The sequence below is a fragment of the Labrys sp. 22185 genome (genome assembly GCF_052045555.1).
Taxonomy (GTDB): domain Bacteria; phylum Pseudomonadota; class Alphaproteobacteria; order Rhizobiales; family Labraceae; genus Labrys; species Labrys neptuniae.
Genome location: NZ_JBQEPH010000011.1, coordinates 192,605 through 214,654, shown reverse-complemented (window position 1 = coordinate 214,654; position 22,050 = coordinate 192,605). Strand labels below are relative to the sequence as shown.

General features: G+C 64.1%; 18 protein-coding genes. 9 read left to right on the top strand and 9 right to left on the bottom strand.

The genetic code is table 11. The annotated features are described in order from the left end of the window. Positions 1 to 4 precede the first annotated feature (4 nt). On the top strand, positions 5 to 1,948 hold the full coding sequence (locus ACTJKX_RS21785) for a solute carrier family 23 protein (RefSeq protein ID WP_440726481.1): 1,944 nt from the start codon (positions 5 to 7) through the stop codon (positions 1,946 to 1,948). A 264-nt stretch (positions 1,949 to 2,212) separates the two neighbouring features. Beyond that, complete coding sequence (locus tag ACTJKX_RS21780) at positions 2,213 to 2,548, top strand: hypothetical protein (protein ID WP_440726480.1); 336 nt, start codon at positions 2,213 to 2,215, stop codon at positions 2,546 to 2,548. Positions 2,549 to 2,754: 206 nt separating this feature from the next. Here the strand turns inward: ACTJKX_RS21780 and ACTJKX_RS21775 are convergent, their stop codons facing one another. Then, the gene (locus ACTJKX_RS21775) at positions 2,755 to 4,107 is read right to left on the bottom strand and encodes a hypothetical protein (protein WP_440726479.1); all 1,353 of its coding nucleotides are present in this window, start codon (positions 4,105 to 4,107) and stop codon (positions 2,755 to 2,757) included. Positions 4,108 to 4,185: 78 nt separating this feature from the next. After that, entirely contained in the window at positions 4,186 to 5,853 is a 1,668-nt protein-coding gene (locus tag ACTJKX_RS21770) for an amidohydrolase (protein WP_440726478.1), read from the bottom strand. A gap of 264 nt (positions 5,854 to 6,117) precedes the next feature. Here ACTJKX_RS21770 and ACTJKX_RS21765 point away from each other — a divergent pair, with 264 nt between their 5' ends. Further along, positions 6,118 to 7,380 (top strand): CynX/NimT family MFS transporter, encoded by a 1,263-nt coding sequence (locus ACTJKX_RS21765; protein ID WP_394314057.1) that lies wholly within the window; start codon positions 6,118 to 6,120, stop codon positions 7,378 to 7,380. A gap of 167 nt (positions 7,381 to 7,547) precedes the next feature. Here ACTJKX_RS21765 and ACTJKX_RS21760 read toward each other — a convergent pair whose 3' ends face one another. After that, positions 7,548 to 8,171: a TetR/AcrR family transcriptional regulator gene (locus tag ACTJKX_RS21760; RefSeq protein ID WP_311934188.1), complete on the bottom strand. Its 624-nt coding sequence runs from the start codon at positions 8,169 to 8,171 to the stop codon at positions 7,548 to 7,550. A 121-nt stretch (positions 8,172 to 8,292) separates the two neighbouring features. On the opposite strand from ACTJKX_RS21760, the gene ACTJKX_RS21755 reads away from it, so the two are divergent. The 5 genes from ACTJKX_RS21755 (at position 8,293) to ACTJKX_RS21735 (ending at position 13,159) form a co-directional block, all read left to right on the top strand. Next, positions 8,293 to 9,378: an ABC transporter substrate-binding protein gene (locus ACTJKX_RS21755; RefSeq protein ID WP_440726477.1), complete on the top strand. Its 1,086-nt coding sequence runs from the start codon at positions 8,293 to 8,295 to the stop codon at positions 9,376 to 9,378. A gap of 105 nt (positions 9,379 to 9,483) precedes the next feature. Further along, the gene (locus ACTJKX_RS21750; protein WP_440726476.1) at positions 9,484 to 10,347 is read left to right on the top strand and encodes an ABC transporter permease; all 864 of its coding nucleotides are present in this window, start codon (positions 9,484 to 9,486) and stop codon (positions 10,345 to 10,347) included. Positions 10,348 to 10,349: 2 nt separating this feature from the next. Beyond that, entirely contained in the window at positions 10,350 to 11,141 is a 792-nt protein-coding gene (locus ACTJKX_RS21745; RefSeq protein WP_440726475.1) for an ABC transporter permease, read from the top strand. A 13-nt stretch (positions 11,142 to 11,154) separates the two neighbouring features. Beyond that, the gene (locus ACTJKX_RS21740) at positions 11,155 to 12,228 is read left to right on the top strand and encodes an ABC transporter ATP-binding protein (protein WP_440726474.1); all 1,074 of its coding nucleotides are present in this window, start codon (positions 11,155 to 11,157) and stop codon (positions 12,226 to 12,228) included. A gap of 187 nt (positions 12,229 to 12,415) precedes the next feature. Continuing rightward, positions 12,416 to 13,159: an MBL fold metallo-hydrolase gene (locus ACTJKX_RS21735; RefSeq protein ID WP_440726473.1), complete on the top strand. Its 744-nt coding sequence runs from the start codon at positions 12,416 to 12,418 to the stop codon at positions 13,157 to 13,159. Positions 13,160 to 13,163: 4 nt separating this feature from the next. On the opposite strand, the gene ACTJKX_RS21730 is transcribed toward ACTJKX_RS21735, so the two are convergent. The 4 genes from ACTJKX_RS21730 to ACTJKX_RS21715 form a co-directional block, all read right to left on the bottom strand. After that, positions 13,164 to 13,895, bottom strand: a complete 732-nt coding sequence (locus ACTJKX_RS21730; RefSeq protein WP_367623621.1) for a glycerophosphoryl diester phosphodiesterase — start codon at positions 13,893 to 13,895, stop codon at positions 13,164 to 13,166. A 392-nt stretch (positions 13,896 to 14,287) separates the two neighbouring features. Next, a complete protein-coding gene (locus tag ACTJKX_RS21725) occupies positions 14,288 to 14,518 on the bottom strand; it encodes a helix-turn-helix domain-containing protein (RefSeq protein WP_156771368.1) in 231 nt (76 codons plus the stop codon). 460 nt (positions 14,519 to 14,978) lie between these two features. Then, positions 14,979 to 16,052 carry an acyltransferase family protein gene (locus ACTJKX_RS21720; protein WP_394314043.1) on the bottom strand — a complete coding sequence of 358 codons (1,074 nt, stop codon included), beginning with the start codon at positions 16,050 to 16,052 and terminating at the stop codon, positions 14,979 to 14,981. Positions 16,053 to 16,764: 712 nt separating this feature from the next. Then, positions 16,765 to 17,715 carry a phosphoribosylaminoimidazolesuccinocarboxamide synthase gene (locus ACTJKX_RS21715; RefSeq protein WP_394314041.1) on the bottom strand — a complete coding sequence of 317 codons (951 nt, stop codon included), beginning with the start codon at positions 17,713 to 17,715 and terminating at the stop codon, positions 16,765 to 16,767. A 550-nt stretch (positions 17,716 to 18,265) separates the two neighbouring features. Between ACTJKX_RS21715 and ACTJKX_RS21710 the strand changes: the two genes are divergently transcribed. Continuing rightward, entirely contained in the window at positions 18,266 to 18,763 is a 498-nt protein-coding gene (locus tag ACTJKX_RS21710) for a DinB family protein (RefSeq protein ID WP_440726472.1), read from the top strand. A 105-nt stretch (positions 18,764 to 18,868) separates the two neighbouring features. Here the strand turns inward: ACTJKX_RS21710 and gyrB are convergent, their stop codons facing one another. Next, the gene (gene gyrB / locus ACTJKX_RS21705; RefSeq protein ID WP_440726471.1) at positions 18,869 to 21,295 is read right to left on the bottom strand and encodes a DNA topoisomerase (ATP-hydrolyzing) subunit B; all 2,427 of its coding nucleotides are present in this window, start codon (positions 21,293 to 21,295) and stop codon (positions 18,869 to 18,871) included. Positions 21,296 to 21,412: 117 nt separating this feature from the next. Continuing rightward, complete coding sequence (locus ACTJKX_RS21700) at positions 21,413 to 22,030, bottom strand: LysE family translocator (protein WP_311934178.1); 618 nt, start codon at positions 22,028 to 22,030, stop codon at positions 21,413 to 21,415. Positions 22,031 to 22,050: the final 20 nt, after the last annotated feature.

The window sequence follows — 22,050 nt, the reverse complement described above, 5'->3', positions numbered from 1 at the left end:
TCCCATGACGACGCTTGAACAGACCAACCCGGCGGCGAGCACCGCCTCGGCGCAAACCACGCGGGTGCATCCCGTCGACGAGGTGCTGCCCTTCGCCAAGCTGGCGACCTATGGCTTCCAGCACGTGCTCGCCTTCTACGCAGGTGCGGTGCTGGTGCCGATCATCGTGGCGAGCGCGCTCAAGCTCAGCCCCGAGCAACTGATCCACCTGATCAATGCCGATCTCTTCACCTGCGGCATCGCCTCGATCATCCAGGCGGTCGGCATCGGCAATATCGGCGTGCGGCTGCCGCTTCTGCAGGGCGTGACCTTCACCGCCGTGAGCCCGATGATCGCCATCGGCCTCGCCGTCGGCGGTGGCACCGAGGGCCTGCTTTCCATCTATGGCTCGGTGCTGGTGGCAGGCCTGTTCACCTTCGCCGTGGCCTCCTATTTCGCCAGGCTCACCCGCTTCTTCCCGCCGGTGGTGACGGGATCGGTGATCCTGATCATCGGCGTGGCGCTGCTGCCGGTTGCCGCCAACGACATCGTGGTTGGCAAGGGCCCGAACGCGATGCAGGACCCGGTCCTGCTCAAGAACCTGGCCTATGCCTTCGGCACGTTGGCGCTGATCGTCGGCATCCAGCGCGTGTTCACCGGCTTCATGCAGACGGTGGCGGTGCTGATCGGCCTGGTCGCCGGCACGCTGGCGGCCTGGGCCCTGGGCGATGCGCATTTCAGCGAGGTCGCCAATGCCGGCTGGGTCGGCTACACCTCGCCCTTCAATTTCGGCTGGCCGACCTTCTCGATCACCGCCATCCTGTCGATGATGGTGGTGATGATCATCACCATGGTCGAGACCACCGGGGACGTCTTCGCCACCGGCGAGATCGTCAAGAAGCACATCGCGCCCGAGGATATCGGCCGCGCCATCCGGGCCGACGGCCTCGCCACCTTCATCGGCGGCGTGCTCAACTCCTTCCCCTATACCTGCTTTGCCGAGAATGTCGGCCTGGTCCGCCTCACCCAGGTCAAGAGCCGCTGGGTGATCGTCGCCGCCGGCGTGATCATGATCATCCTGGGCTCGCTGCCCAAGGCCGCCGCCATCGTCGCCGGTATCCCGCATCCGGTGCTTGGCGGCGCCGCGCTCGCCATGTTCGCGGCGGTGGCCGTGGTCGGCATCCAGACGCTCAGCAAGGTCGATTTCAACAACCACAACAACATCGTGATCGTCTCGACCAGCGTGGGCCTGGGCATGCTGGTGACGGCGCAGCCCTTCGTGGCCAACGCCTTCCCGGCCTGGGCCCAGATCATCTTCGGCTCGGGCATCACGCTCGGCGCCATTTCGGCCATCGCGCTCAACATCATCTTCAACCATGTCGGCAAGGTGCATAGCCCCGCCGTGGCCGGACGCCCCGGCCATACGCTGGTCACCCTCTCCGACGTCAACAGGATGGGCAGCGCCGAATTCGCCAGGACCTTCGGCGGCCTGGTCGAGAATACGCCCTGGGTGCTGGAACGCGCCTACGCCTTGCGCCCCTTTGCCGACACCATCGCGCTGCGCTCGGCCTTCCACGATGCCCTGCTCACCGGTTCGGCCGAGGAACAGCTGCAATTGCTGAACTCCTTCGCCGATCTCGGCAGCGAAAGCGATACCGGCAATGCCTATCTGCTCGACCACGCCGATGCCGGCATCGACAATGAGGACCTGGCCGAGGTGAACAGGCTGGCCGTGGCCTACCGCAAGCATTTCGGCTTCCCGCTGATCATCTGCGCGCATGAAGTCGAGCGCTATGAGCGGGTGCTGGCAACCGGCTGGTCGCGCATGGCCAACTCCCCGACCGTCGAGCGCTCCGCGGGCCTGATCGAGATCGCCAAGATCGCCAATCACCGCTTCGACAAGCTCGTCGCCAACGCCAATCCGATCGCCTCCTCCCATCTGGTGCAGTTGCAGGAGCGCTTCGCCTAGAGCGTTTTGTGATTTCTCGGAATCACCGAGAATCGCAAAGACGCATCGAAACAAAGAGTTAGAGCAAACCAGCGTTCACGTGTGACCGCGCTTTGCTCTGGAGCGTCTTGCGCCAGACCAATCGCGAGGGAAGCCCCCGGCACACTCTGCCGGGGGCTTTCGGCATTTGTAATCTTTGCCTGGCACCTGCCCGATCCGAGCAGGGTTGTTTGTGACACCCCGATGACGCATGGTCTGCCCGATTCACAATCGAAGGACCGACACGTGGGTGACACCAAGAAGAAAATTTATGAATATTTGATCGAAGGAGCGACGTCCGGCCTCACCGACGAAGCTCTCTATACGTATATAGTCGGACGCGTCTCGAAGGCCAACAGCAAGCGCATCGCAAGGGCAGGCTTTCTCGCTCTCAGCGATCCGACGTTGACTGATCGGAATGTACTGAACACTATTTATGCTTTGGCTATCAAGCATAGGCTTGCCGGCAGTAGCGCAGAGGAAGCCGAAGAAGCCGTGGAAGAAGGTTCCGACAAGGCCAAGGCCTCCGACTCCAAGGCGGCGAGCCTGCCGCTGCCGGAGAAGAAGCCGAGGAAATCCTGAGGCCGGGTAGCGAGAGCCACGGCGTTCGGAGGTGCCGGGAACGATAGGCTTGGCTGCCGGGCCGGCTCGAACTGGACCAGCGCCAAAGCGTTTTGCGATTTGGTGGAACCACCAAGAATCGCAAAGACGCCTTAGCCAATGCTTTGGATTGGCTTGGGAACAAGGAGTTGGAGCAAATGGGCGTTCGGGCTTGGGCGCGCTTTGCTCTATCGTTCGTCGAGTTTCAAAGCCTGCCGCAGCGTCGCCAGGCTCCGGGCGGCTCCCTCATCCTCGTCCCAATAGCGGGTATGGGTGAAGATCCGCCCGAGCAGGGGCACCCGCCCGCTTATTCTGACGGCGACGTCTCTGATGCCGGCGCCGAAATTGCCGCGGACCGGGCCGGAGATGACATCGCCGAACAGCGCCCCCCGGGCCGGATCGTAGATATTGGTCCAGCGCACCAGCGAGAACGGGGCGGCGTGGTGGAGCCGCATCGCCGCCGAAGTCGGATCGGGCACCGGGTAGGCATAGTCGCCCGATGCCTCGGTGGCGGGCGGCGCACTCGGCAGCCGGCGCGCCTCGACATCCTGCTGCAGGGCTTCGATATTGCGGGCGATCAGGAACTCGGCATGGGTGAGCGGGCAGCCGAGGGTGACGAGGTCCGAGACAAGCCAGCGCTTCCTCGTGTCCGAATGCGCTTCGCGCAGGCTTGTGAACAGCCCTTTCTGTTCGGTCTGATAGGCATCGAGTAGGCTCGGATCATCCGGGTTGGCGTTCAAGCTTTCACCGGCCTTGCGTAGCTTCGCCAGGGCATCCGCCACTTTGCCCGCCGGTGCGAATGTCCGCGCCGCATATTCTTCCGCCCATAGGAGCCTCACCAAGTCATAGGCGATGACGCTGCCCAGGCTGTGGCCGACCAGGATGATGCGATCATATTCGCCGCTCTTCGAGAGGGTCTGCAACAATTCGAGGCCACGTTTGCGGATCTCGCGGCGGGCCTGGATATTGGCCGGCTTGGCCCGGATGTAATGCGCCACGTCGCCGAAATAGGCGACGGCGAAAGCGATGAAGACGGCGCTGAGGGCCGTAAAGCCCCAAAGTGCCACCTTCACCCAGCTGTCCAGCTTCCAATCGAGGATCTGCGCCAGGCCCTGCAGGGAAACGAGGCCGATCGTCGCGATCGTCGCCGCCCAGAGCAGGAGCCAGATGCCGATGACGTCGCCGGGAACCTGGCTTGGCCGACGCAGGAGCAGCGACATGAACCAATCGCGCAACTGGGCCGTGGTGGTGCTCGTGGTGAGGTCGGCCCAGTAGAATTCGAAGAAATCGATGCGCGGCGCCTCGGCCCCCTGGCGATGACCGCCCGACCGCGTGGTGATGCGATAGAGCTCGTGGGAGCCATTGCGGGTGTCCGGCTTCCACCAGACCGGGTTGCCAAGCTCGGGCGGATCGTCCGGCCGACGCCCGTCGATGTCGGGATTGTGGACCCAGACGGCTTCGACGAAGCCGCGCAGGGTTGCCATCGGCATCTGCTCGCCCATGCCATGGGTGAGGATCACCGCACTCTTGCGACCCGGCATCGCCCCCTCCCCGCAAACGAGGTCTGCGAGGGACAGCAAACACGCAAGGTCGTGACGCCTTCGTGAACGAGCCGGGCCTCAGGCCTGGTGGGTGATCCTGCCGTCGCAGATCGTCGCGACGGGGCGCAGCGTCGCCAGTTCGGCTGCGGGCGTGGCCTCGATATCGCCGGAAAGGACAACGATGTCGGCGAGATAGCCGGGCTTGAGCCGGCCCTTGCGATCCTCCATGAACTCGACATAGGCTCCCTCGCTGGTATAGGCAGCGAGCGTTTCGGCCAGGCTCAGGCGCTGGTCCGGCATGCCCTCCTTCCAGGGCTGGCGGGTCATCGCATCCTGGATGCAGCTCAGCGGCGACAGCGGCGAGACCGGCCAGTCCGTGGCGAAGACGATGCGGGCGCCGGCATCCTTCAGGCTCCGCCAGGCGAAGGCGAGTGGCCAGCGCGCCTCGCCGATGCGGGTGAGATAGGGCTCCAGGGGCAGGCCCGCCGAACCCGGCGGATGGGTCGGCTGCATCGAGGCCACCGCGCCGAGCTCGGCAAAGCGCCCGACATCGTCGGGGTGGACGACCTCGACATGCTCGATGCGATGCCGGCTGTCACGCGGCCCGTTGGCCTTGCGGGCAGCCTCGTAGCCATCGAGCACGATGCGCACGGCACCGTCGCCGATGGCATGCACGGCGACCTGCAGGCCGAGCCGGTCGGTCTCGACGGCGACCTTGGCGAAATGCTCGCGCGTGAACAGGGGATCGCCCTTCCAGCCCGGCTCGTCGGCATAGTCGTCCACCATCACGGCCGTGCCGGATTCGGTGACGCCGTCGACGAAGACCTTGACGAAGTCGCAGCGCAGCCTGTCGCTGTCGAAGCGCCGACGCCAGCCTGCCGCCTTGGCCTCGATCATATCAAGATCCATGAAGTTCTTCATGTGGAAGGGCATGCGCACGCGCACGGGCAGGCCATGCTCGCGCTCGATCTCGTCCAGGATCTCGAGCTGGTAGAGATTGCCGTCCATGGCCTGCACACTGGTGAGGCCGAGCTCGGCGCAATAAGCGAGGCCCCGGCGGATCAGCGCGAGATCGGAGGCCCGCTCCTCAGGCGTGACATGGTCGGGATCCCCACCCGTGCCGATGCCGAGATGGTCACGCCCGGCGGTGACGCCCATTTCCGCCACCGGATCGATGGCATTGGTTTCCTTGAGTTCACCGGTGGCCAGGCCGTCCTCGCCCATGACGATCTCGTTGCCCACCCCGACGTCGCGCCCTTCGAGGATGCCGGCGGCCTTCAGTGCGGCCGTATTGGCCCAGGCAGTGTGGCGGTCGGGCGCCAGCATCATGAAGGGCCGGTCCGGCAGGATGGCATCGAGATGGTGGCGGGTGACCTTCTCGGTCTCGGACAGGATGGTGTAGTCAGCCGACAGGCCGACGAGCAGGCGCAGATCGGGATTGGCGGCCGCATAGGCGGTGACCGCCTGCTTGAGGGCCTCGAAGCCCTTCACCCCGAACAGGGAAAGCTGGGTCAGCGACACCGAGCCGCCGAAGATGTGCATATGGGCTTCGTTGAGGCCGGGCAGCACGGTGCCGCCGCCGGCATCGATGCGCCTCGTGCCTTCTCCCGCCAGGGCCAGGATCTCGCTATCGCTGCCGATGGCGAGCAGAAGGTTGCCGGCGACCGCCAGGGCCTGTGCCCGTGGCCGCTCCTCGTCCATGGTGAGAATGCGGGCATTGTGGATGATGAGATCGGCCTGCGGCATGTGCGCCCCCGGAATGCTGCCTTTACAGTTTGGCGCGCAACAGAGCCTATTCCGGCAGGCCGGGCAAGCCGGAGAGAGGCCGCCCGCCTGCCGCGTTTTGGCGCATGCCTCCCCTGCACGCATCGGGACGCAGGATGGTTGAGCGCCCTGGCCGATCCCTTTATTGGTAAGAACATTCGCGCCGCTTTTCCGCATCGGCCGCCCGTTGTTTTTCCTCCATTGCGAAACGAACATCGTTTGACCGACAGATCTTTTGAGAAGCCGTTGCGGCCTTCCGCCGATGCCGAGGTCCTGCATCCGCCGCCGGGAGAGCCGCTGATCGACGTCGAGGAGGGCCCCGAGCTCGGTGGGGCAAGCCTGGCGGCCCGTATCCTGCTCGGTGTCAGCCTGGTGCTGATCGCCGCCAATCTCAGGGCGGTCTTCTCGAGCCTGTCGACGGTGCTGCCGGAGATCGTGCGCGACGCCAGCCTCAACGCATTCTGGTCCAGCGTGCTGACCACGCTGCCGGTGGTCTGCCTCGGGGTCTTCTCCTTCCCGGCTCCCAACCTGGCGCGGCGCTTCTCGGCCGAGCGCGTCATCCTGGCCTGCATGCTGGTGATCGCGCTGGGCACCGGCCTGCGTGGATTTGGAAACGCTCCTTTCCTATTTCTCGGCTCCTTCCTGGCCGGCGCCGGCATCGCCATGATCAACGTGCTGCTGCCCGGGCTGGTCAAGCGCGACTTCCCCAACCAGATCGCCCTGATGACGGGTCTCTACACCATGGCCCTGTGCGGCAGCGCCGCCGCCGCGGCCGCCTTCACCGTGCCGCTCGAAAAGGCGCTGCCGGGCGGCTGGCCTGCCGCCCTGGCGCTGTGGGGCGTGCCGGCGCTGGTGGCCGCCCTGATCTGGGCGCCGCAGGCCCTCAAGGCCGGCCATGACCATGCTGCCGCCAAGCCGGCCGTCAAGGGACTGTTGCGCGACAGGCTCGCCTGGAAGGTCACGCTGTTCATGGGCCTGCAATCGGCCATGGCCTATATCGTCTTCGGCTGGATGGCACCGATGCTGCGCGACCGCGGCATGGAAGGCACCAGCGCGGGCCTCCTGGTGTCGGGCTCCGTGGTGGTGCAGATGCTGGCCTGCCTGGCGACACCGCCCTTGGCCATGCGCGGGCGCGACCAGCGCCTGGTCTGCCTTGTCCTGCTCGCCTGCGGCGCCGTCGGTTTCGCCGGCTGCTACTGGCTGCCTCTGTCGCTCACCTGGATCGGCGCCATTTTCTGCGGCATCGGCCAGGGCGGCCTAATCGCGGTGGCGATGACGCTGATCATCCTGCGCTCGCCCGATGCGCATGTCGCCGCCCGCCTGTCCGGCATGGCGCAGGGCTTCGGCTATATCATCGCCGGCTTCGGCCCGCTGCTGGCCGGGCTGCTGCGCGGCATCACCGGCAGCTTCGCCGCGCCGACATTGCTGTTCATCGCCTGCGCGGCCGTGGCGGCCTGGAGTGCGCTGGAAGCCGGGCAGGACAAGGTGGTGCAGGTGAAGGCCGAGTGAGGACCTGTTCCCTTCTCCCCTTGCGGGTGTCGTCAACTCTCTCGAGTTGACTAGAGGTCCCGGCAGGGGGATGAGGGGTGTTGGCGCATCCCTGGCAAAGGTCACGTTTATCCCCTCATCCGCCCCTTCGGGGCACCTTCTCCCGCAAGGGGAGAAGGTTGTCGCGCTCAAGCCTGCCCGCCCGCGATCAAGCCCGACAGCGGCCGGTTCTGGCGTTCGACCTGGGCCTTCAGCGCTTCCAGCGGCATCGCTTCGTCCTTGGCGAATTCGATGAACATCAGATTGAGATTGTTGAAGAACATCTCGCCGGCCGCCGCCGCATCGACATCGGCACGCACGGCGCCGTTTGCCTGCAGCCTCAGCACCAGGCTGGAGACCTGGCCTGAAAGCCGCCGGTCGAGCTCGGTGTAGCGCCGGCTGAACGGGCTGTCCGGCTGCTGGATCGACAGCGCCATGGCGACCCGCCACATCTCCTTGGACAGATAGACCAGGGAATGGTCGTAATATTGCTCGATCAGCGCCTGCAGGGCCGCCGCAACGGTCGGCGGCGGATTGGCCACGATCCGGCGGCCTGCCTCCAGCACCTCCTCCACCTCCATGGTGACCGCGGCAAGCAGGATGTCGCCCTTGTTCTGGTAGTAGTTGTAGAGCGTGCCGACCGAGACCTCGGCGCGTTCGGCGATGTCTTCGATCCGCGCACTGTCATAGCCCGCGTCCCGGAACAGGCTGGTGGCCGCCTCGAGGATGCGCCGGTTCCTGTCCGCCTTCTGCTTTGCGCGTAACCCCGCCATGTCACCTCTCTCGGCCGCATTCCCTGAACGTGTTCTAAAATTGATATTGACTTAAAAAATGAACTCACTCAATTTCTTTATCAGAGCACCATCAAGACGTGCCGCCAGCCAGAGGTAAACCATGACATCGCCCGCAAGCCGCGCGCCCGCGCGCCGTCTCCTCCTCGCCACCATCCTTGCCGGCATGGCCGGCCTTTCCGCCACCGCATCCGCCCATGCCGCCGACGAGCTCAATGCCCTGGTCTGGTGCGACCACACCGACCCGGCCCTGATCGAGCCCTTCGAGAAGGCCAACAATGCCAAGGTCAACCTGAAGACCTATGAAGGTACGGGGGCGGGCCTTTCCATCATCGCCCAGTCCCGGCCGGGCGACTGGGACGTGCTGGTGATCGATGCCATCGACGTCAAGCGCGCCGTCGACCAGAACCTCCTCGCCGAGATGCCGGCCGATGCCCTGCCGCTCGCCGATACTTTCCCGGAAGTGCGCATGGAGGCGCAGAACAGCAAGGACGGCAAGATCTACGCCGCCACCGAGAAGTTCGGCTACAACACCATCTCCTACGACAGGACCAAGGTCGACCCGAAGGACATGCAGGACCTCAGCGTGATGTGGTCCGACAAGTACAAGGGCCGCATCGCCATCTATGACTATTACCTGCCGGTCATGGGCCTGGTTCAGGTCGGCCTCGGCAAGAAGACGGCCGAGCTCTCGGACGCCGACCTGCCGGCCATCCAGGACAGGCTCGCCGCCATGAAGAAGGTCTCCAAGCAGGTCAGCGAGGTCACCGCCTCGCAGACGGCCCTGGCCACCGGCGAGGTCGACATCCTGGTCGGCGGTGGCGAATGGATCACCGCCGCGCTCGCAGCCGAAAAGCCCAATCTCGACTGGACCGTGCCAGACCAGGGCGCCGTGCGCTGGGCACAGTCCATCGGGGTGATGAAGGATGCCGCCCACAAGGATCTCGCCCTGAAATTCGTGCAGTACATCCTCAGCCCGGAAGGGCAGGCGCGCCTCGCCACCTCTTCCTGCTACTGGGCGATGCCCGCCAACAAGAAGGCTGGTGACCACCTGACCGATGCCCAGAAGGCGGCGCTGCGCTGGAACGACCAAGCCGGCTATCTCGCCAAGGCCCAGCTCTATCCCGCGCCCAATCCCGAGCTCGACAAGAAGATGCAGGACGCCTGGACCGACATGATGCAGCAGTGAATTCTTTCCGGGTGCGCGGGCATCCTGCCCGCTCTTCCCATCCTGCAGATGCAGCGTTTCCAAGAGCGGACGGGACGTCCGCGCACCCGGGACAAGGAATCGACCATGACCGCATCCAGCCTCGAAGCGGCCGAGCGCCGCAAGGCCTGGGGCTTCGTCCTGCCGGCGCTCGGCTGGACGCTGGCCTTCTTCGTCGTGCCCTTCGGCTTCATGGCGGCGATGAGCCTGTGGTCGCTGCAAGGCGGGCAGATCGTCCAGAGCTGGGACCTGAACAACTACCTCGCCTTCCTCCAGAAGGAGTCCCTGCTCAAGGGCCTGGTCAATTCGCTGGAGATCACGGCGATGGTGACCGTGCTCTCCGTGCTGCTCGCCTATCCCCTCGCCTGGATCATCGCCGAGCGCGTGCCCAAGCGCTATCAACGCCTCGCCCTCATCCTGGCCGTGCTGCCGTTCTGGACCTCCTATGTGGTGCGCTCCTACGCCTGGCTGCTGGTGCTCTCCAAGGCCGGCGTCATCAACCAGGCTCTGTTGGCGCTCGGCGTGATCGCCGAACCGCTCGACCTCGCCTCGACGCGCACCGCCACCGTAATCGGCTTCGTGCATTTCTTCGTGATGCTGCTGACGCTGACCATCTATGCCAATCTGATCCAGCTCTCCCCGAACTACCGGCGGGCCGCGGCCGATCTCGGCGCCAATGGGTTGCAGACCTTCTGGCACGTGGTGCTGCCCCTCACACTGCCCGGCATCATGACGGGCGCCTTCCTCACCTTCGTGCTCTGCATCGGCGACTATGTCACCCCGCAGATCCTCGGCGGCAACAATGAATTGGTGCTGCCGCAGATCATCATGCTCCAGCTCGGGCGACGGGCCGACCTGCCCATGGCCGCCGCCCTGTCGATCGTGCTGATGGCGGTGGTGACTTTGGCCTATCTCGCCTGTGCGCGCTGGCTGAAGATCGAGAGGGCCTGAGCATGACGCGCAAGACTCTCGCCGACATTCTCAGCAGCCTCTATGCCGTCGCGATCTTCGGCTTCATCTTCCTGCCGGTGGCGGTGCTGGTGCTGTTCTCCTTCCAGGACGGCCGCCTGCCGGTACCGCCCTTCAATGGTGCCTCGCTGCAATGGTACCGGGCGGTGTTCGCCGACGGCAAGCTGATGGGCGCCATGCTCAACTCGCTCCTGGTGGGTATCGGATCCTCGATCGTCGCCTGCCTGCTCGGCTTCCTCGCCGCCTATGCGCTGGCGCGCTACAGGCTGCCGGGCTCGGCGTTGCAGCGCGGCCTTTTGATCGCGCCGATGACGGTGAGCTACCTCATCATCGCGCTTGGCCTGCTGACGGTGCTGAACGCCCTGCATCTGCCGCTCTCGCTGTGGACGGTGAGCATCGGCCATGTGGTGATCAATTTGCCGCTGTGCTTTGCCATCATCTATTCCTCGATGGGCGACCACCACATCAATATCGAGCGGGCGGCCCGCGACCTCGGCGCCAGTGATCTCAAGGTGATGGCATTGGTCACCGCGCCGATGCTCATGCCCTCGATCCTGGCCGCCTTCTTCCTGTCCGTCACCTTCAGCTGGGACGAGTTCATCATCGCCTTCCTGCTCTCGCGCTTCGACGTCACTTTGCCCGTCGAGATCTGGAACCTGCTGCGCTCGGGCCTCAATCCCAAGACCAACGCCATCGGCTCGCTGGTCTTCCTCATCTCCATCCTGGTGCTGGTCGTCGTCGAACTCGCCGTCTTCGGAAGGGCCAAGAAATCATGAAAGACCCGAAATCATGACCGCCTCGGTTTCCGTCCGCAACGCCAGCAAGACCTTCGGCGCCTTCACCGCCCTCGACGATGTCAGCCTCGAGATCGCGGCCGGCGAGTTCATCGTGCTGCTCGGCCCCTCCGGCTGCGGCAAGACCACGCTGCTCTCGATCCTGGGCGGCTTCTTGACGCCAAGTTCGGGGCAGGTGCTGATCGGCGGCAAGGACATGACGGATGTGCCACCGGCGCGGCGGCCGACCACCACCATGTTCCAGGACTATGCGCTCTTCCCGCATATGCGCTTGATCGCCAATGTCGGCTTCGGGCTGCGCATGCGCGGCATGGGCCGGGCGGAGCGCGACGAGAAGGCGCTCGGCTATCTCGGCCTGGTCGGCCTCGACAAGGCCGCCGCCAAGAAGCCGCATGAATTGTCGGGCGGCCAGCGCCAGCGCGTCGCCCTCGCCCGCGCCTTGGCCGTCGACCCCGACGTGCTGCTGCTCGACGAGCCGCTCGGGGCGCTCGACCTCAAGCTGCGGCGCCAGATGCAGGACGAATTGAAGGCGATCCAGAAGCGGGTGGGCACCACCTTCGTGCATGTCACCCACGACCAGGAGGAGGCGATGGCGATCGCCGACCGCATCGTGGTGATGAATGCCGGCCATATCGAGGATGTCGGCCCGCCGTCCCAGGTCTATATGCGGCCGCGCTCGCTGTTCTCGGCCGGCTTCATGGGCGAGGCCAATTTCATTCCCGGCGAGGTCACCGATCTCTCAGGCGATCATATCAGCATCGACACCGCCCTCGGCAGTATCGTGCTGCCCTGCGCCGGCTTCACCGCGGGCGAGCCCCGCAAGAAGGAAGCGGTGACACTGTGCATCCGGCCCGAGCATTTCCGCCCGGTGGCGGGCGAACAGGGCCCGACGGTCTCGCTGGGCGAGGCCAGGGTCACGGGCGGGGCCTTCTTCGGCACGCATTACCGCTGCCACCTCCAGCCTGCCGCCGGCCCGGCCCTGGTGGCGCATCTGCCGCAATCGGCAAGCCTCGCCGAAGGGCAGTCTCTGGCGCTTGCGGTCAAACCAGATGATGTGGTGATCTTGTAGCACCTTGTCATCCCGCGCGCGGTGCAGCATGCAATGCTGCGCCGCAGACGCGGGACCGCGAGAAGGTTATGCTCTATCGTCTTGCGGTCCCGGATCTGCGCGGCGGCACTTCGCGCCGCAGCGCGTCCCCGCTACTATTCGCCTAGGCGAATAGTAGCTGAGGATGACCCAGAAGAGAAAACGCCCGATGCAGCGGATCAGCGCCGACAAATGGTATGAAGTGCGTCGCCTCGCCGACGACGTCACGGCCATCGGCGAGCCCTATATCCAGGAATTCTATCGCTGCAACATCTGGCATGTCCGTGGGCGCGATCGCGACATGCTGGTCGATAGCGGCATGGGCGTGGTCTCCCTGCGCGAGTGGGTGCCTGTGGTCACCGAGCGCGACCTGATCGCGGTGGCCAGCCACACCCATTTCGACCATATCGGCTGCCATCACGAGTTCGAATGCCGCGCGGTGCATGCCGCCGAGGCCGATCTCCTCGCCAACCCGACCCGGCAGAACACCCTGGCCGATCCCTATGTCACCGACGAGATCTTCGACGCCCTGCCGCCGGAGCCCTATTGCTCGGCCTGCTATGCCGTGAAGCGGGCGCCGGCCACCCGAATTCTGCAAGACGGCGACGTCATCGATCTCGGCGACCGCGTCTTCGAGGTCATCCACACGCCGGGCCATTCACCGGGCGGCATCGCGCTATGGGAGGCGCGCACGGCCACGCTGTTCTCCGGCGACATCCTCTATGACGGCCCGCTGATCGAGGACACCTACCACGCCAATGCGCAGGACTATGTCGCCTCGATGGAGCGGCTGCTGCGCCTGCCCGTCCGCATCGTGCATGGCGGGCATTTTCCAAGTTTCGACGGCGCGCGCTACCGCCAGCTCATCCGCGCCTGGCTCGAAGGCAAGGGCAGGATTGTGCCGCCGGCCTGACGCTTCAGGCCACCCGCAGGATTCGGCCCGGGAAATCGGTGAACACACCGGCAACGCCCAAAGCGAACAGCTCCCGCGCCCGCTCGGCGGTGTTGACCGTATAGGACAGCAGCGGGCGCCCCGTCGCCTTGTAGGCGGCGATGCTCTCGGACGTCTCTTGCTCATGGTCGAAATTGATGGAGGCGGCGGCCACCCTGTCGGCGATATCGGCCCAATCGGCCGGCCGCTCCCAGATCAGATAGCCGCGCGGCAGATGCGGGGCGAGATCCCGGGCCGCTTCCAGGCTTTCGACCGAGAAGGACGAGAGAACCAGCGGCGCCCCGATCGGTCCAAAGGCATCGATCGTCTTCAAGGCGACCTCCGCAGTCCGGACATCGGTGCCGGGCGAGGGCTTGATCTCGACATTGAGGCCAAGCTGCAGCTCCTTGCACAGCGCAAGCACCGAAGTCAGGTCGGGAATGCGCTCACCGGTGAAAGGGCGGCCGAAGGGGGCACCGGCGTCGAGGGCCTGGAGTTCCCGCCAGGTAAGATCGATGACCGGGCCACGACCGGTGGTGGTGCGTTCCAGCGTATCGTCATGAATGACGACGGGCACCTCGTCCCTGCTGAGCTGCACGTCGATCTCGACCATGGCAACGCCGAAGGCTGCGGCGCAGCGGATCGATTCGAGCGTGTTCTCAGGCGCATGCGCGGCAGCGCCGCGATGCCCGATGACACGGGGTAGGGTGAGGGGCATCGCCGGTCTCCAGAAGCGGATCGAAAGGATCACAAGCTCCATGGCCCGAAGTGCTGCCAATGGCAAGATCACGAACCCGGCTGCCCCCACTTCTTCACGCGAGGGCAGGCCGGTTCATGCGCGCTGTCCCCGCATCCGGATGGAAGCGGGGACGCAATTTTGTTTTTTGCAGATTTTCCGTGAGACGGTGCTTCAGACCGATCTCGGATCGGCTGGGTTTACCCCCCGGAAAACGCCAGCCTGAAATCTTTGGTCATGAGACGATTGAATGAACTGTAGCGACACCAGTTTTCGGTTCTCGGCCCGGCTCGCTATGTTGAACCGCCACGAAAAGCCTATGCTTCCTTGGGACGTCAGGCTCGTGAGGCGGTTCGGAAGGGAGGCTCAGCCGGTTATTCGCTGGGCAGGCCGAGTGCGGCCGCAACGCGACGCAGATGGGCGGGGCTGGCATTGTTGCCCAGTTCGAGGTCTTCTATCTCATCGACCGTGAGACCGCAGGTGACCGCGAGGTCCTCCCTGCTGTATCCCTTGGCCTCGCGGGCCTGCCTGAAGAGGTCCGTACCGACGGGCACCGAGGACGTGCAGGTCTGGGCAAGGGTATGATCGCTTCCGGTATGGGACATGTAAATCCTCCTTGTTGAGAACCGGGGAAATGGATTTGCTATTTGTCTCCCGTCCTGGATGGTGAAGGCGGCACAACATGCCTTCCAATTAACGATTTGCCAAGTATCGGCCTGCGCGACATGTGCATTGCGAGCACACAACTGCGCGAGGGACTACTTAAGTTACTGTTTCAGCTTTGCAATATCGATCAAACGCCGGAAAAGGCCTCGGGAGAACAGCCCTTTCCTTAGGTATTGCCTTTGATCAGTCTTGGTTGGATCAGGAGCGAATCAGGCTTTTTGACCGGCAGCAGGATTATGCCCCGCCTGCCATGGTTGCCCGGCGCGGATACTGACAGCTCATGCCCGAGAGATCAAGCCATCGTTTGCCCGCGCTGCCGTCGCCTCGATGTGTTGCGGTTCGATGCCGTCACGTGAAATTACAAAAACCTTTCGAAACAAAGCGTTAGCGAGCGAAGCATCAGGCATGCGCGCGCCTTGCCCGGGTACTGAGATAGCGACGAATGGGAACATCGTAGCAGTAATGCGCCAGCAAGCTGGCGATGATCGCGACGACCGCAACGATGGGAGCCTCGACATAGAAATTCTGCGCCCCGAAGAAGGAACGATACAGGCCGTTGACCCAGCAGAAGATTGGGAAATGCAGACAATAGAGCGGGTAGGATACAGTGCCTGCCGCCGAACAGAATGAGGCAAGCCCACCCGAGCATTGGACCCTGGCGCCCACGGCGACCAGGGCGGGCGAAAGCAGCGCCACCCAGGTGAGCTGCACGACCCGCGGCAGTTCCGTCGGCCAGAAGAACAGGACGGCCATCGCGCCGGCCAGCAGCCAGAATGTCACGGTCCATCCCCGCCACGCCGGCAACCTGTCTCGCATCTGGTAGAGCACGACGCCGATGAAGAACGAGGCGCCGACACGCGGAAAACCGGAGAGGAACGTATTGGGGGTATCCCCGCCCAGACCGGTGACCATCAGGATGCACAGGCAGGCCAAGGCGAGGGCGGCCGCCACCTTCTCCAGATTGGTGTGTCGCAGGCGCCACCACACCAGATTCGCGGTGAGCTCCAGCAGGATGGTGTATTGCGGCGCGTTCAGCGGGAAGAAGCTGGGACCCCCGATCTCGGCGGGAGCGCTGAAATTCGGCAGGCTGAAGGTGGAGAGCATCAGCGCATTCAGCAATTCGGCATAGGGCACCGGTGCGTGCTCGAAAGCGCCGCGAGCGACCAGATAGCTGGCGCTGATGGCAAGGGCGAGCACCGTCAGCGGCAACAGGCGCAGCAGGCGGACGCGCAGAAATTCGAAACTGTCCATCGTACGGGCCTGGCCCATATAGGCGTAGGACAGCACATAACCGCTGAGGCAGAAGAACAGGTCGACCGCCAGATAGCTGTTTCTCGCGACCCACGGCACGGCCAGCCAGCTGCCGAGATGGATCAGCATCACGCAGAATGCAGCAAAGCCGCGCAAACCATCGAGCAGCAGGAAATGCGGTTTGGCAGCCTGATTGCCGGGGAACATGGAATGACGCTGCATCCTGACCTCGTCCTGTCCAGAACAATACGCGCTTGCGCCTGGACGCCTATTTGTTCCAACTCTTTGTTTCCACGCGTCTTTACGATGCGAGGTGCCTTCCGAGGCTCAAGAAGCATCCGCCCTGCCGGCAACGGCCGCAGAACTATGTAATGGCCCCGGCGCGACACCTGATCGCCGCCGGCTGCACCCGCCTCATCAGCCGGCCTCACTGCAGCCCGGCATTTCGTCCGCACCGCAATTTCATCATGACGCAGAGGAACATTTGCACATGAGCCCGGCAATTGCAACATGTCCCGCTATCTGTAAAATAACAAGCTTATATCGAATTGTCATTTTTCCTGTTCATATAAACAGTAAATTCAAATCATCGGAAACAATATTCAATACACGTCGAAGGTTTCTTGTTTTCTTGAGGAAGGGCGCACGAAAATTTCCTCAAGCTCACGGGCGTGCAACGTAGGCGTACCTGCAGGACGTTTGCTCCAGGGAAGGAGATCTTCGTTCCATCCCGTATCCTGCCAACAAGTAGTGCTGCCCCGGCTCCGCAACATAGGCGATAGTAATGCCTTCACCTCGCACGGAAGCACCGGCCCTGACGGGTTGGGAAGATGCCAGCAGGCCCCGCTTCCCGCTTCACCGGATCCGATGAAGCAGGCCTTTGAGATCACGTCACATTCGCCAAGAACCGGCGCCGGTCTTCCGGTACGATGATCTAGAAGTAACGGGCGAGATTGCGGCGGATGCGCTCCAGCGGATTCTCTGCCCCGGGTGGGATTTCGAAGGCTTGCCCGGTTATCGTCTCATAGGCCTGAATATAGACCTTCGAGGTTTCGGCGATCAGGTCGGCGGGGATGGCGGGAATCGCTTCCTTATAGGGATCGCAGCGCGCGGCAACCCAGTTGCGCACGAAATCCTTGTCGAAGCTTTCGGGCTTCTCGCCGGCGGCGAAGCGGGCGGGATAGCTGGCGCCAAACCAGTATCGGCTGGAATCGGGCGTATGAATTTCATCCGCCAGGATGATGCGCCCCTCGCCGTCGGTGCCGAACTCATACTTCGTGTCGGCCAGGATCAGACCCTTCTCCTGCGCCAGGGCCTGCCCGCGGGCAAACAGCGCCAGGGCATAACCGGAGACTTCCTCCCATTGCCGCGGGCTGAGCAGGCCCTTGGCGATGATTTCATTGGCGGAAAGCGGCTCGTCATGCCCCCCGTCGAAAGCCTTGCTCGTGGGTGTGATGATCGCCTGCGGCAAGGCCTGGTTGTCGCGCAGTCCGTCGGGAAAACGCGCGCCATACATTTCGCGCTGGCCCTGCTTGTAGAGCGTGAGGATGGAAGTCCCCGTCGTGCCGGCAAGATAGCCGCGCACCACGATCTCAACCGGCAGGATGGTCAATCTCTGCCCGACCACGACATTGGGATCGGGATAGTCGAGCACATGGTTCGGGCAGATATCGCCGGTATGCTCGAACCAGTAGCGGGCGGTCTGCGTCAGCACCTGCCCCTTGCCGGGGATGCTGGCGATCGCCCGGTCGAAGGCGCTCAGGCGGTCCGTGGCGATGATGATGCGGCGCCCATCGGCAAGATCATAGTTCTCCCTGACCTTGCCACGATAGTAATTCGGCAGTTCCGGGATGAAGGCATCTTGCAGGGCGGCAATATCTGGCATGGCGAAACCGTGTCGAGGCATAGGAAAATCGCTTATGGCACGGCCGGCCCGTCATGTCACACCCGCCGGCCGCCTCGCCCGGGAAGGTACCAGGCGATTCCAGCCCGCGATTCCGGGCGGTGATTCCAGGGTTCAACTCGCCCCTGAGTTCTGCTATTATAGGTGGCAACGGATCATGGGGAACCGGATCCGTTTCGATGACTGAGCCCATAGACTCAGCCAAGGACAGGTCAAACCAGTCCATGAGGCCTCAGGCCTATCGAACGCCGGATGACTAGGCGCGACTTTGGCGGCTTCAGAGCAAACCGCCCCTTCCCTCCCTCTCCCCCGGCCATCCCCGCATTCGCCTGGCTTGCCCGGATCAACGGTCCGTTCCCATGCCGGCGGTTCCTGCTCGTGCCGTCTGGAGCAAAGCGCGTTTACATGTAACCGCTGCTTTTCTCTAACTCATTGTTTTGACGCGTCTTTGCGATTCTTGGTGATTCCAGGAAATCACAAAACGCTATATCGACCCGCAACCGGTCGCCCTCAATCCTTGGAGCCCGAGACGATGATCTCCGCCGCCTATTGCCGCCTCATGGCCCGCTACAACACCTGGCAGAACGCTTCCCTGGTCGCTGCTGCCGATGAACTCACGCCTGCGGATCGCTGGAAGGATCGGGGGGCCTTCTTCCAGTCGATTGCGGCGACGCTGAACCATCTCTATTGGGCCGATGCCCTGATCCTGCAGCGCTTGAAAGGGAATGAGCGCCCGGAGGACCACATCAGGCACTCTCTCACGAGCCCGTCGGATTGGGATGACTTCAAGAGGCTTCGTTCGCGGCGAAACGAAGAGATCGAAGAATGGGCAGCCAGGCTGCTCGACGCGGATCTCGATGGCATGGTCGGCTGGCGTCCCGGCGCAGATTCAAACCGGATCGAGAAGCCCAAGGCCCTGTGCGTCGTTCAGCTCTTCAATCACCAGACCCATCACCGCGGCCAGATCCACGCGATGCTGACGGCGGCGGGAACGCAGCCAGGGCCGACCGACCTCGAAATGTTGCCATAGCCAGCCGCCCCCGTGGCGACCGCCAGGGCTTGCAGGCCCGAGGCGCGGTCCCGCGTCCTCGTGCAGCGGGACCGATTTCTCCGATGAATTATGCCGGCTGGGAGCTCAGGCGTCGACCTGGGCCGTCAGCGCGTTGTCCTGAATGAATTCGCGGCGCGGCTCGACGATGTCACCCATCAGCTTGGTGAAGATGTCCTCGGCCTCGACCACTTCCTTGACCTGCACCTTGAGCAAGGAGCGGACATTGCGGTCGAGCGTCGTTTCCCAGAGCTGGTCGGGGTTCATCTCGCCCAGGCCCTTGTAGCGCTGCAGCGACAGGCCCTTGCGGGCAGCGTTGGTCAGCGTCTCGAACAGGGCCACGGGGCCATGGATCTCGATCTCCTCGCCGCGGCGGGTAAGGATGGCCGGCTTGCCATAGACCTCGCGTAGCGCCCGGGAACGATCATCGAGCAGGCGGGCATCGACGGTGGCGAGCAACTGGGCATCGAGCGTATGGGCTTCCTTGACGCCGCGCACCATGCGTTCGAAGACATAGCCACCCTTGTCGACATGGCCGGTCCAGCCACGCTCGAACTCCTCGGCGATAGCGTCGAGACGGCGGGCGGTTTCCTCGGCTGCCTGCTGGGCCAGCGCTGGGTCGGCGACCACGCCGATGTTCAGTGCGCCGGCGATGGCCGCCTGCTCCACCACAGTGCGGTCATAGCGACTGTGGAGCTGACCGAGCAGGGTACGGATGGTACGCGCATCGGTGATGACGCTGCGCAGGTCCTGGCCGGCCCGCTCCTCGCCGCTGCCGAGCCGCAGCACCGAGCCTTCGACGCCGGTGTCGATCAGATAGTCCTCGAGTGCACGCTCGTCCTTGAGATATTGCTCGGACTTGCCACGGGAGACCTTATAGAGCGGCGGCTGTGCGATATAGACATGGCCGCGATCGATGATCTCGCGCATCTGGCGGAAGAAGAATGTCAACAACAGCGTGCGGATATGGCTGCCGTCGACGTCGGCGTCCGTCATGATGATGATCTTGTGGTAGCGCAGCTTGTCGGGATTGAACTCCTCCGAGCCGATACCGGTGCCGAGGGCGGTGATCAGCGTGCCGATCTGCTCCGACGACAGCATCTTGTCGAAGCGGGCCCGCTCGACATTGAGGATCTTGCCGCGCAACGGCAGTACGGCCTGATATTCGCGGGCGCGGCCCTGCTTGGCGGAGCCGCCGGCCGAGTCACCCTCGACGATGAAGAGTTCGGCCTTGGCCGGATCGCGCTCCTGGCAATCGGCGAGCTTGCCGGGCAGGGAGGCAACGTCGAGCACGCCCTTGCGGCGGGTGAGCTCGCGGGCGCGGCGCGCGGCCTCACGGGCGGCGGCAGCCTCGGCCACCTTGCCGACGATGGTCTTGGCCTCGGCGGGATGCTCCTCGAACCAGGTCGACAGCGCCTCGTTCATGGCGCTTTCGACCACCGGACGCACCTCGGAGGAGACCAGCTTGTCCTTGGTCTGCGACGAGAATTTCGGGTCCGGCACCTTGACCGACAGCACGCAGGTCAGGCCCTCGCGGCAATCGTCGCCCGTCATTTCCACCTTCTCCTTCTTGGAGATGCCGGAGGACTGAGCGTAGGAAGTAACCTGGCGGGTGAGCGCGGCGCGCAGGCCGGCCAGATGGGTGCCGCCGTCGCGCTGGGGGATGTTGTTGGTGAAACACAGCACCGTCTCGTGATAGCTGTCGTTCCACCACATCGCCGCTTCCACGCCGATGCCGTCGCGCTCCACCTTCACATAGATCGGCGCAGGCACCAGGGCGGTCTTGGAGCGGTCGAGATAGCGCACGAAGGCGTCGAGGCCGCCTTCATACATCAGCTCCTCGCTCTTCTCGCCGCCGTGGCGGCGATCGGTCAGCACGATGCGCACGCCGGAATTGAGGAAGGCGAGCTCGCGCAGGCGCCGCTCCAGCGTGGCATAGTCGAACTCGACCTTGGTGAAGGTCTGCGTCGAAGGCAGGAAGGTCACCTCGGTACCGCGCTTGTCGCCGGCCGGGCCCACCATCTTGAGCGGTGCATCGGCATCGCCATGGCTGAAGCTCATGACGTGCTCGCCGCCGTCGCGCCAGATGCGCAGCGTGAGCTTGGAGGAGAGCGCGTTGACCACGGAGACGCCGACGCCATGCAGGCCGCCCGAGACCTTGTAGGAGTTCTGGTCGAACTTTCCGCCGGCGTGGAGCTGCGTCATGATCACTTCGGCCGCCGACACGCCTTCCTCGGCATGAATGGCGGTGGGGATGCCGCGGCCATTGTCGGTGACGGTGACCGAGCCATCCGGGTTCAGCGTCACCGTGACGATGTCGGCATGACCGGCCAGCGCCTCGTCGATGGCGTTGTCGACGACTTCATAGACCATGTGGTGCAGGCCGGAGCCGTCATCCGTGTCGCCGATATACATGCCGGGGCGCTTGCGCACGGCATCCAGGCCCTTGAGCACCTTGATGCTGTCGGCGCCATATTCGTTTTCGGGCGTTTCGGACAAAGCGGGTTCAGCCATTGAGCAACTCATTCCTTGATTCGGAAAGGAATATAGGGATTCCCGTGCCGAATTTCATGCCAAAACGGCACATTTTTGTGATTTATCAGATATTTATCGGTGGATGACGGCGATCTTTCATCGCGTTGCGATCGTCACGGCCGTGCCGGCGATCACGGTGCCGCAACTCCTGGCCAGAAGCCGCATGGCGCGGGGGCTTGATAGCAGCGAGCGGGCCCGGCCGGCCAGCACGATGTAGAAGGCGAACACGGCGGCGAGCACCGCTTCGGTGACGATGGCAAGCTCGACGAAGCTGGCCGGCGAAAGGTGGCCGAGATCAATCAGGTTGGGCAGGAGCGCGGTGTAGAACACCATCACCTTGGGGTTACCGAGGGTGATCGAGAGGCCGCCGAGAAAGCTGCGCCAGCCGTTCTCACGGCTTGTGTCGCGGTCGACGGCCTGGACGAGGTTCGCCGTCGTCCATAATTTCCAGGCCAGATAGAGCAGATAGGCGACGCCTGCATATTTGATCGCCAGGAAGACGCCCGAAAAGCTCTGCGCCAGCACGGCCAGGCCCGCCGCGGCGAAGCCGAGCCAGACCAGGTCGCCCAGGGCGATGCCGACGGCAAAGCCCAGGCTCTCGCGCGCACCCTTGCCGAGCACGCGCGCCACCAGCGCCGCGACGCCCGGCCCCGGCAGGGCCGCGGCCACGAACAGCGCGCCGGCATAGACGGCGAGGGCGGTGGGATCGAGCATGAAGAGGCTCCAGCGGGAGG

Excerpts from the sequence above, each read along its gene's own strand:
- ACTJKX_RS21750 (WP_440726476.1), top strand. The coding sequence starts at position 9,484 with ATGACCGCATCCAGCCTCGAAGCGGCCGAGCGCCGCAAGGCCTGGGGC.
- ACTJKX_RS21740 (WP_440726474.1), top strand. The coding sequence starts at position 11,155 with ATGACCGCCTCGGTTTCCGTCCGCAACGCCAGCAAGACCTTCGGCGCC.
- ACTJKX_RS21700 (WP_311934178.1), bottom strand. The coding sequence starts at position 22,030 with ATGCTCGATCCCACCGCCCTCGCCGTCTATGCCGGCGCGCTGTTCGTG.
- ACTJKX_RS21730 (WP_367623621.1), bottom strand. The coding sequence starts at position 13,895 with ATGCCCCTCACCCTACCCCGTGTCATCGGGCATCGCGGCGCTGCCGCG.
- ACTJKX_RS21760 (WP_311934188.1), bottom strand. The coding sequence starts at position 8,171 with ATGGCGGGGTTACGCGCAAAGCAGAAGGCGGACAGGAACCGGCGCATC.
- ACTJKX_RS21710 (WP_440726472.1), top strand. The coding sequence starts at position 18,266 with ATGATCTCCGCCGCCTATTGCCGCCTCATGGCCCGCTACAACACCTGG.
- ACTJKX_RS21770 (WP_440726478.1), bottom strand. The coding sequence starts at position 5,853 with ATGCCGCAGGCCGATCTCATCATCCACAATGCCCGCATTCTCACCATG.
- ACTJKX_RS21775 (WP_440726479.1), bottom strand. The coding sequence starts at position 4,107 with ATGCCGGGTCGCAAGAGTGCGGTGATCCTCACCCATGGCATGGGCGAG.
- ACTJKX_RS21755 (WP_440726477.1), top strand. The coding sequence starts at position 8,293 with ATGACATCGCCCGCAAGCCGCGCGCCCGCGCGCCGTCTCCTCCTCGCC.
- ACTJKX_RS21720 (WP_394314043.1), bottom strand. The coding sequence starts at position 16,052 with ATGCAGCGTCATTCCATGTTCCCCGGCAATCAGGCTGCCAAACCGCAT.
- ACTJKX_RS21745 (WP_440726475.1), top strand. The coding sequence starts at position 10,350 with ATGACGCGCAAGACTCTCGCCGACATTCTCAGCAGCCTCTATGCCGTC.
- ACTJKX_RS21715 (WP_394314041.1), bottom strand. The coding sequence starts at position 17,715 with ATGCCAGATATTGCCGCCCTGCAAGATGCCTTCATCCCGGAACTGCCG.
- ACTJKX_RS21785 (WP_440726481.1), top strand. The coding sequence starts at position 5 with ATGACGACGCTTGAACAGACCAACCCGGCGGCGAGCACCGCCTCGGCG.
- ACTJKX_RS21735 (WP_440726473.1), top strand. The coding sequence starts at position 12,416 with ATGCAGCGGATCAGCGCCGACAAATGGTATGAAGTGCGTCGCCTCGCC.
- ACTJKX_RS21725 (WP_156771368.1), bottom strand. The coding sequence starts at position 14,518 with ATGTCCCATACCGGAAGCGATCATACCCTTGCCCAGACCTGCACGTCC.
- gyrB (WP_440726471.1), bottom strand. The coding sequence starts at position 21,295 with ATGGCTGAACCCGCTTTGTCCGAAACGCCCGAAAACGAATATGGCGCC.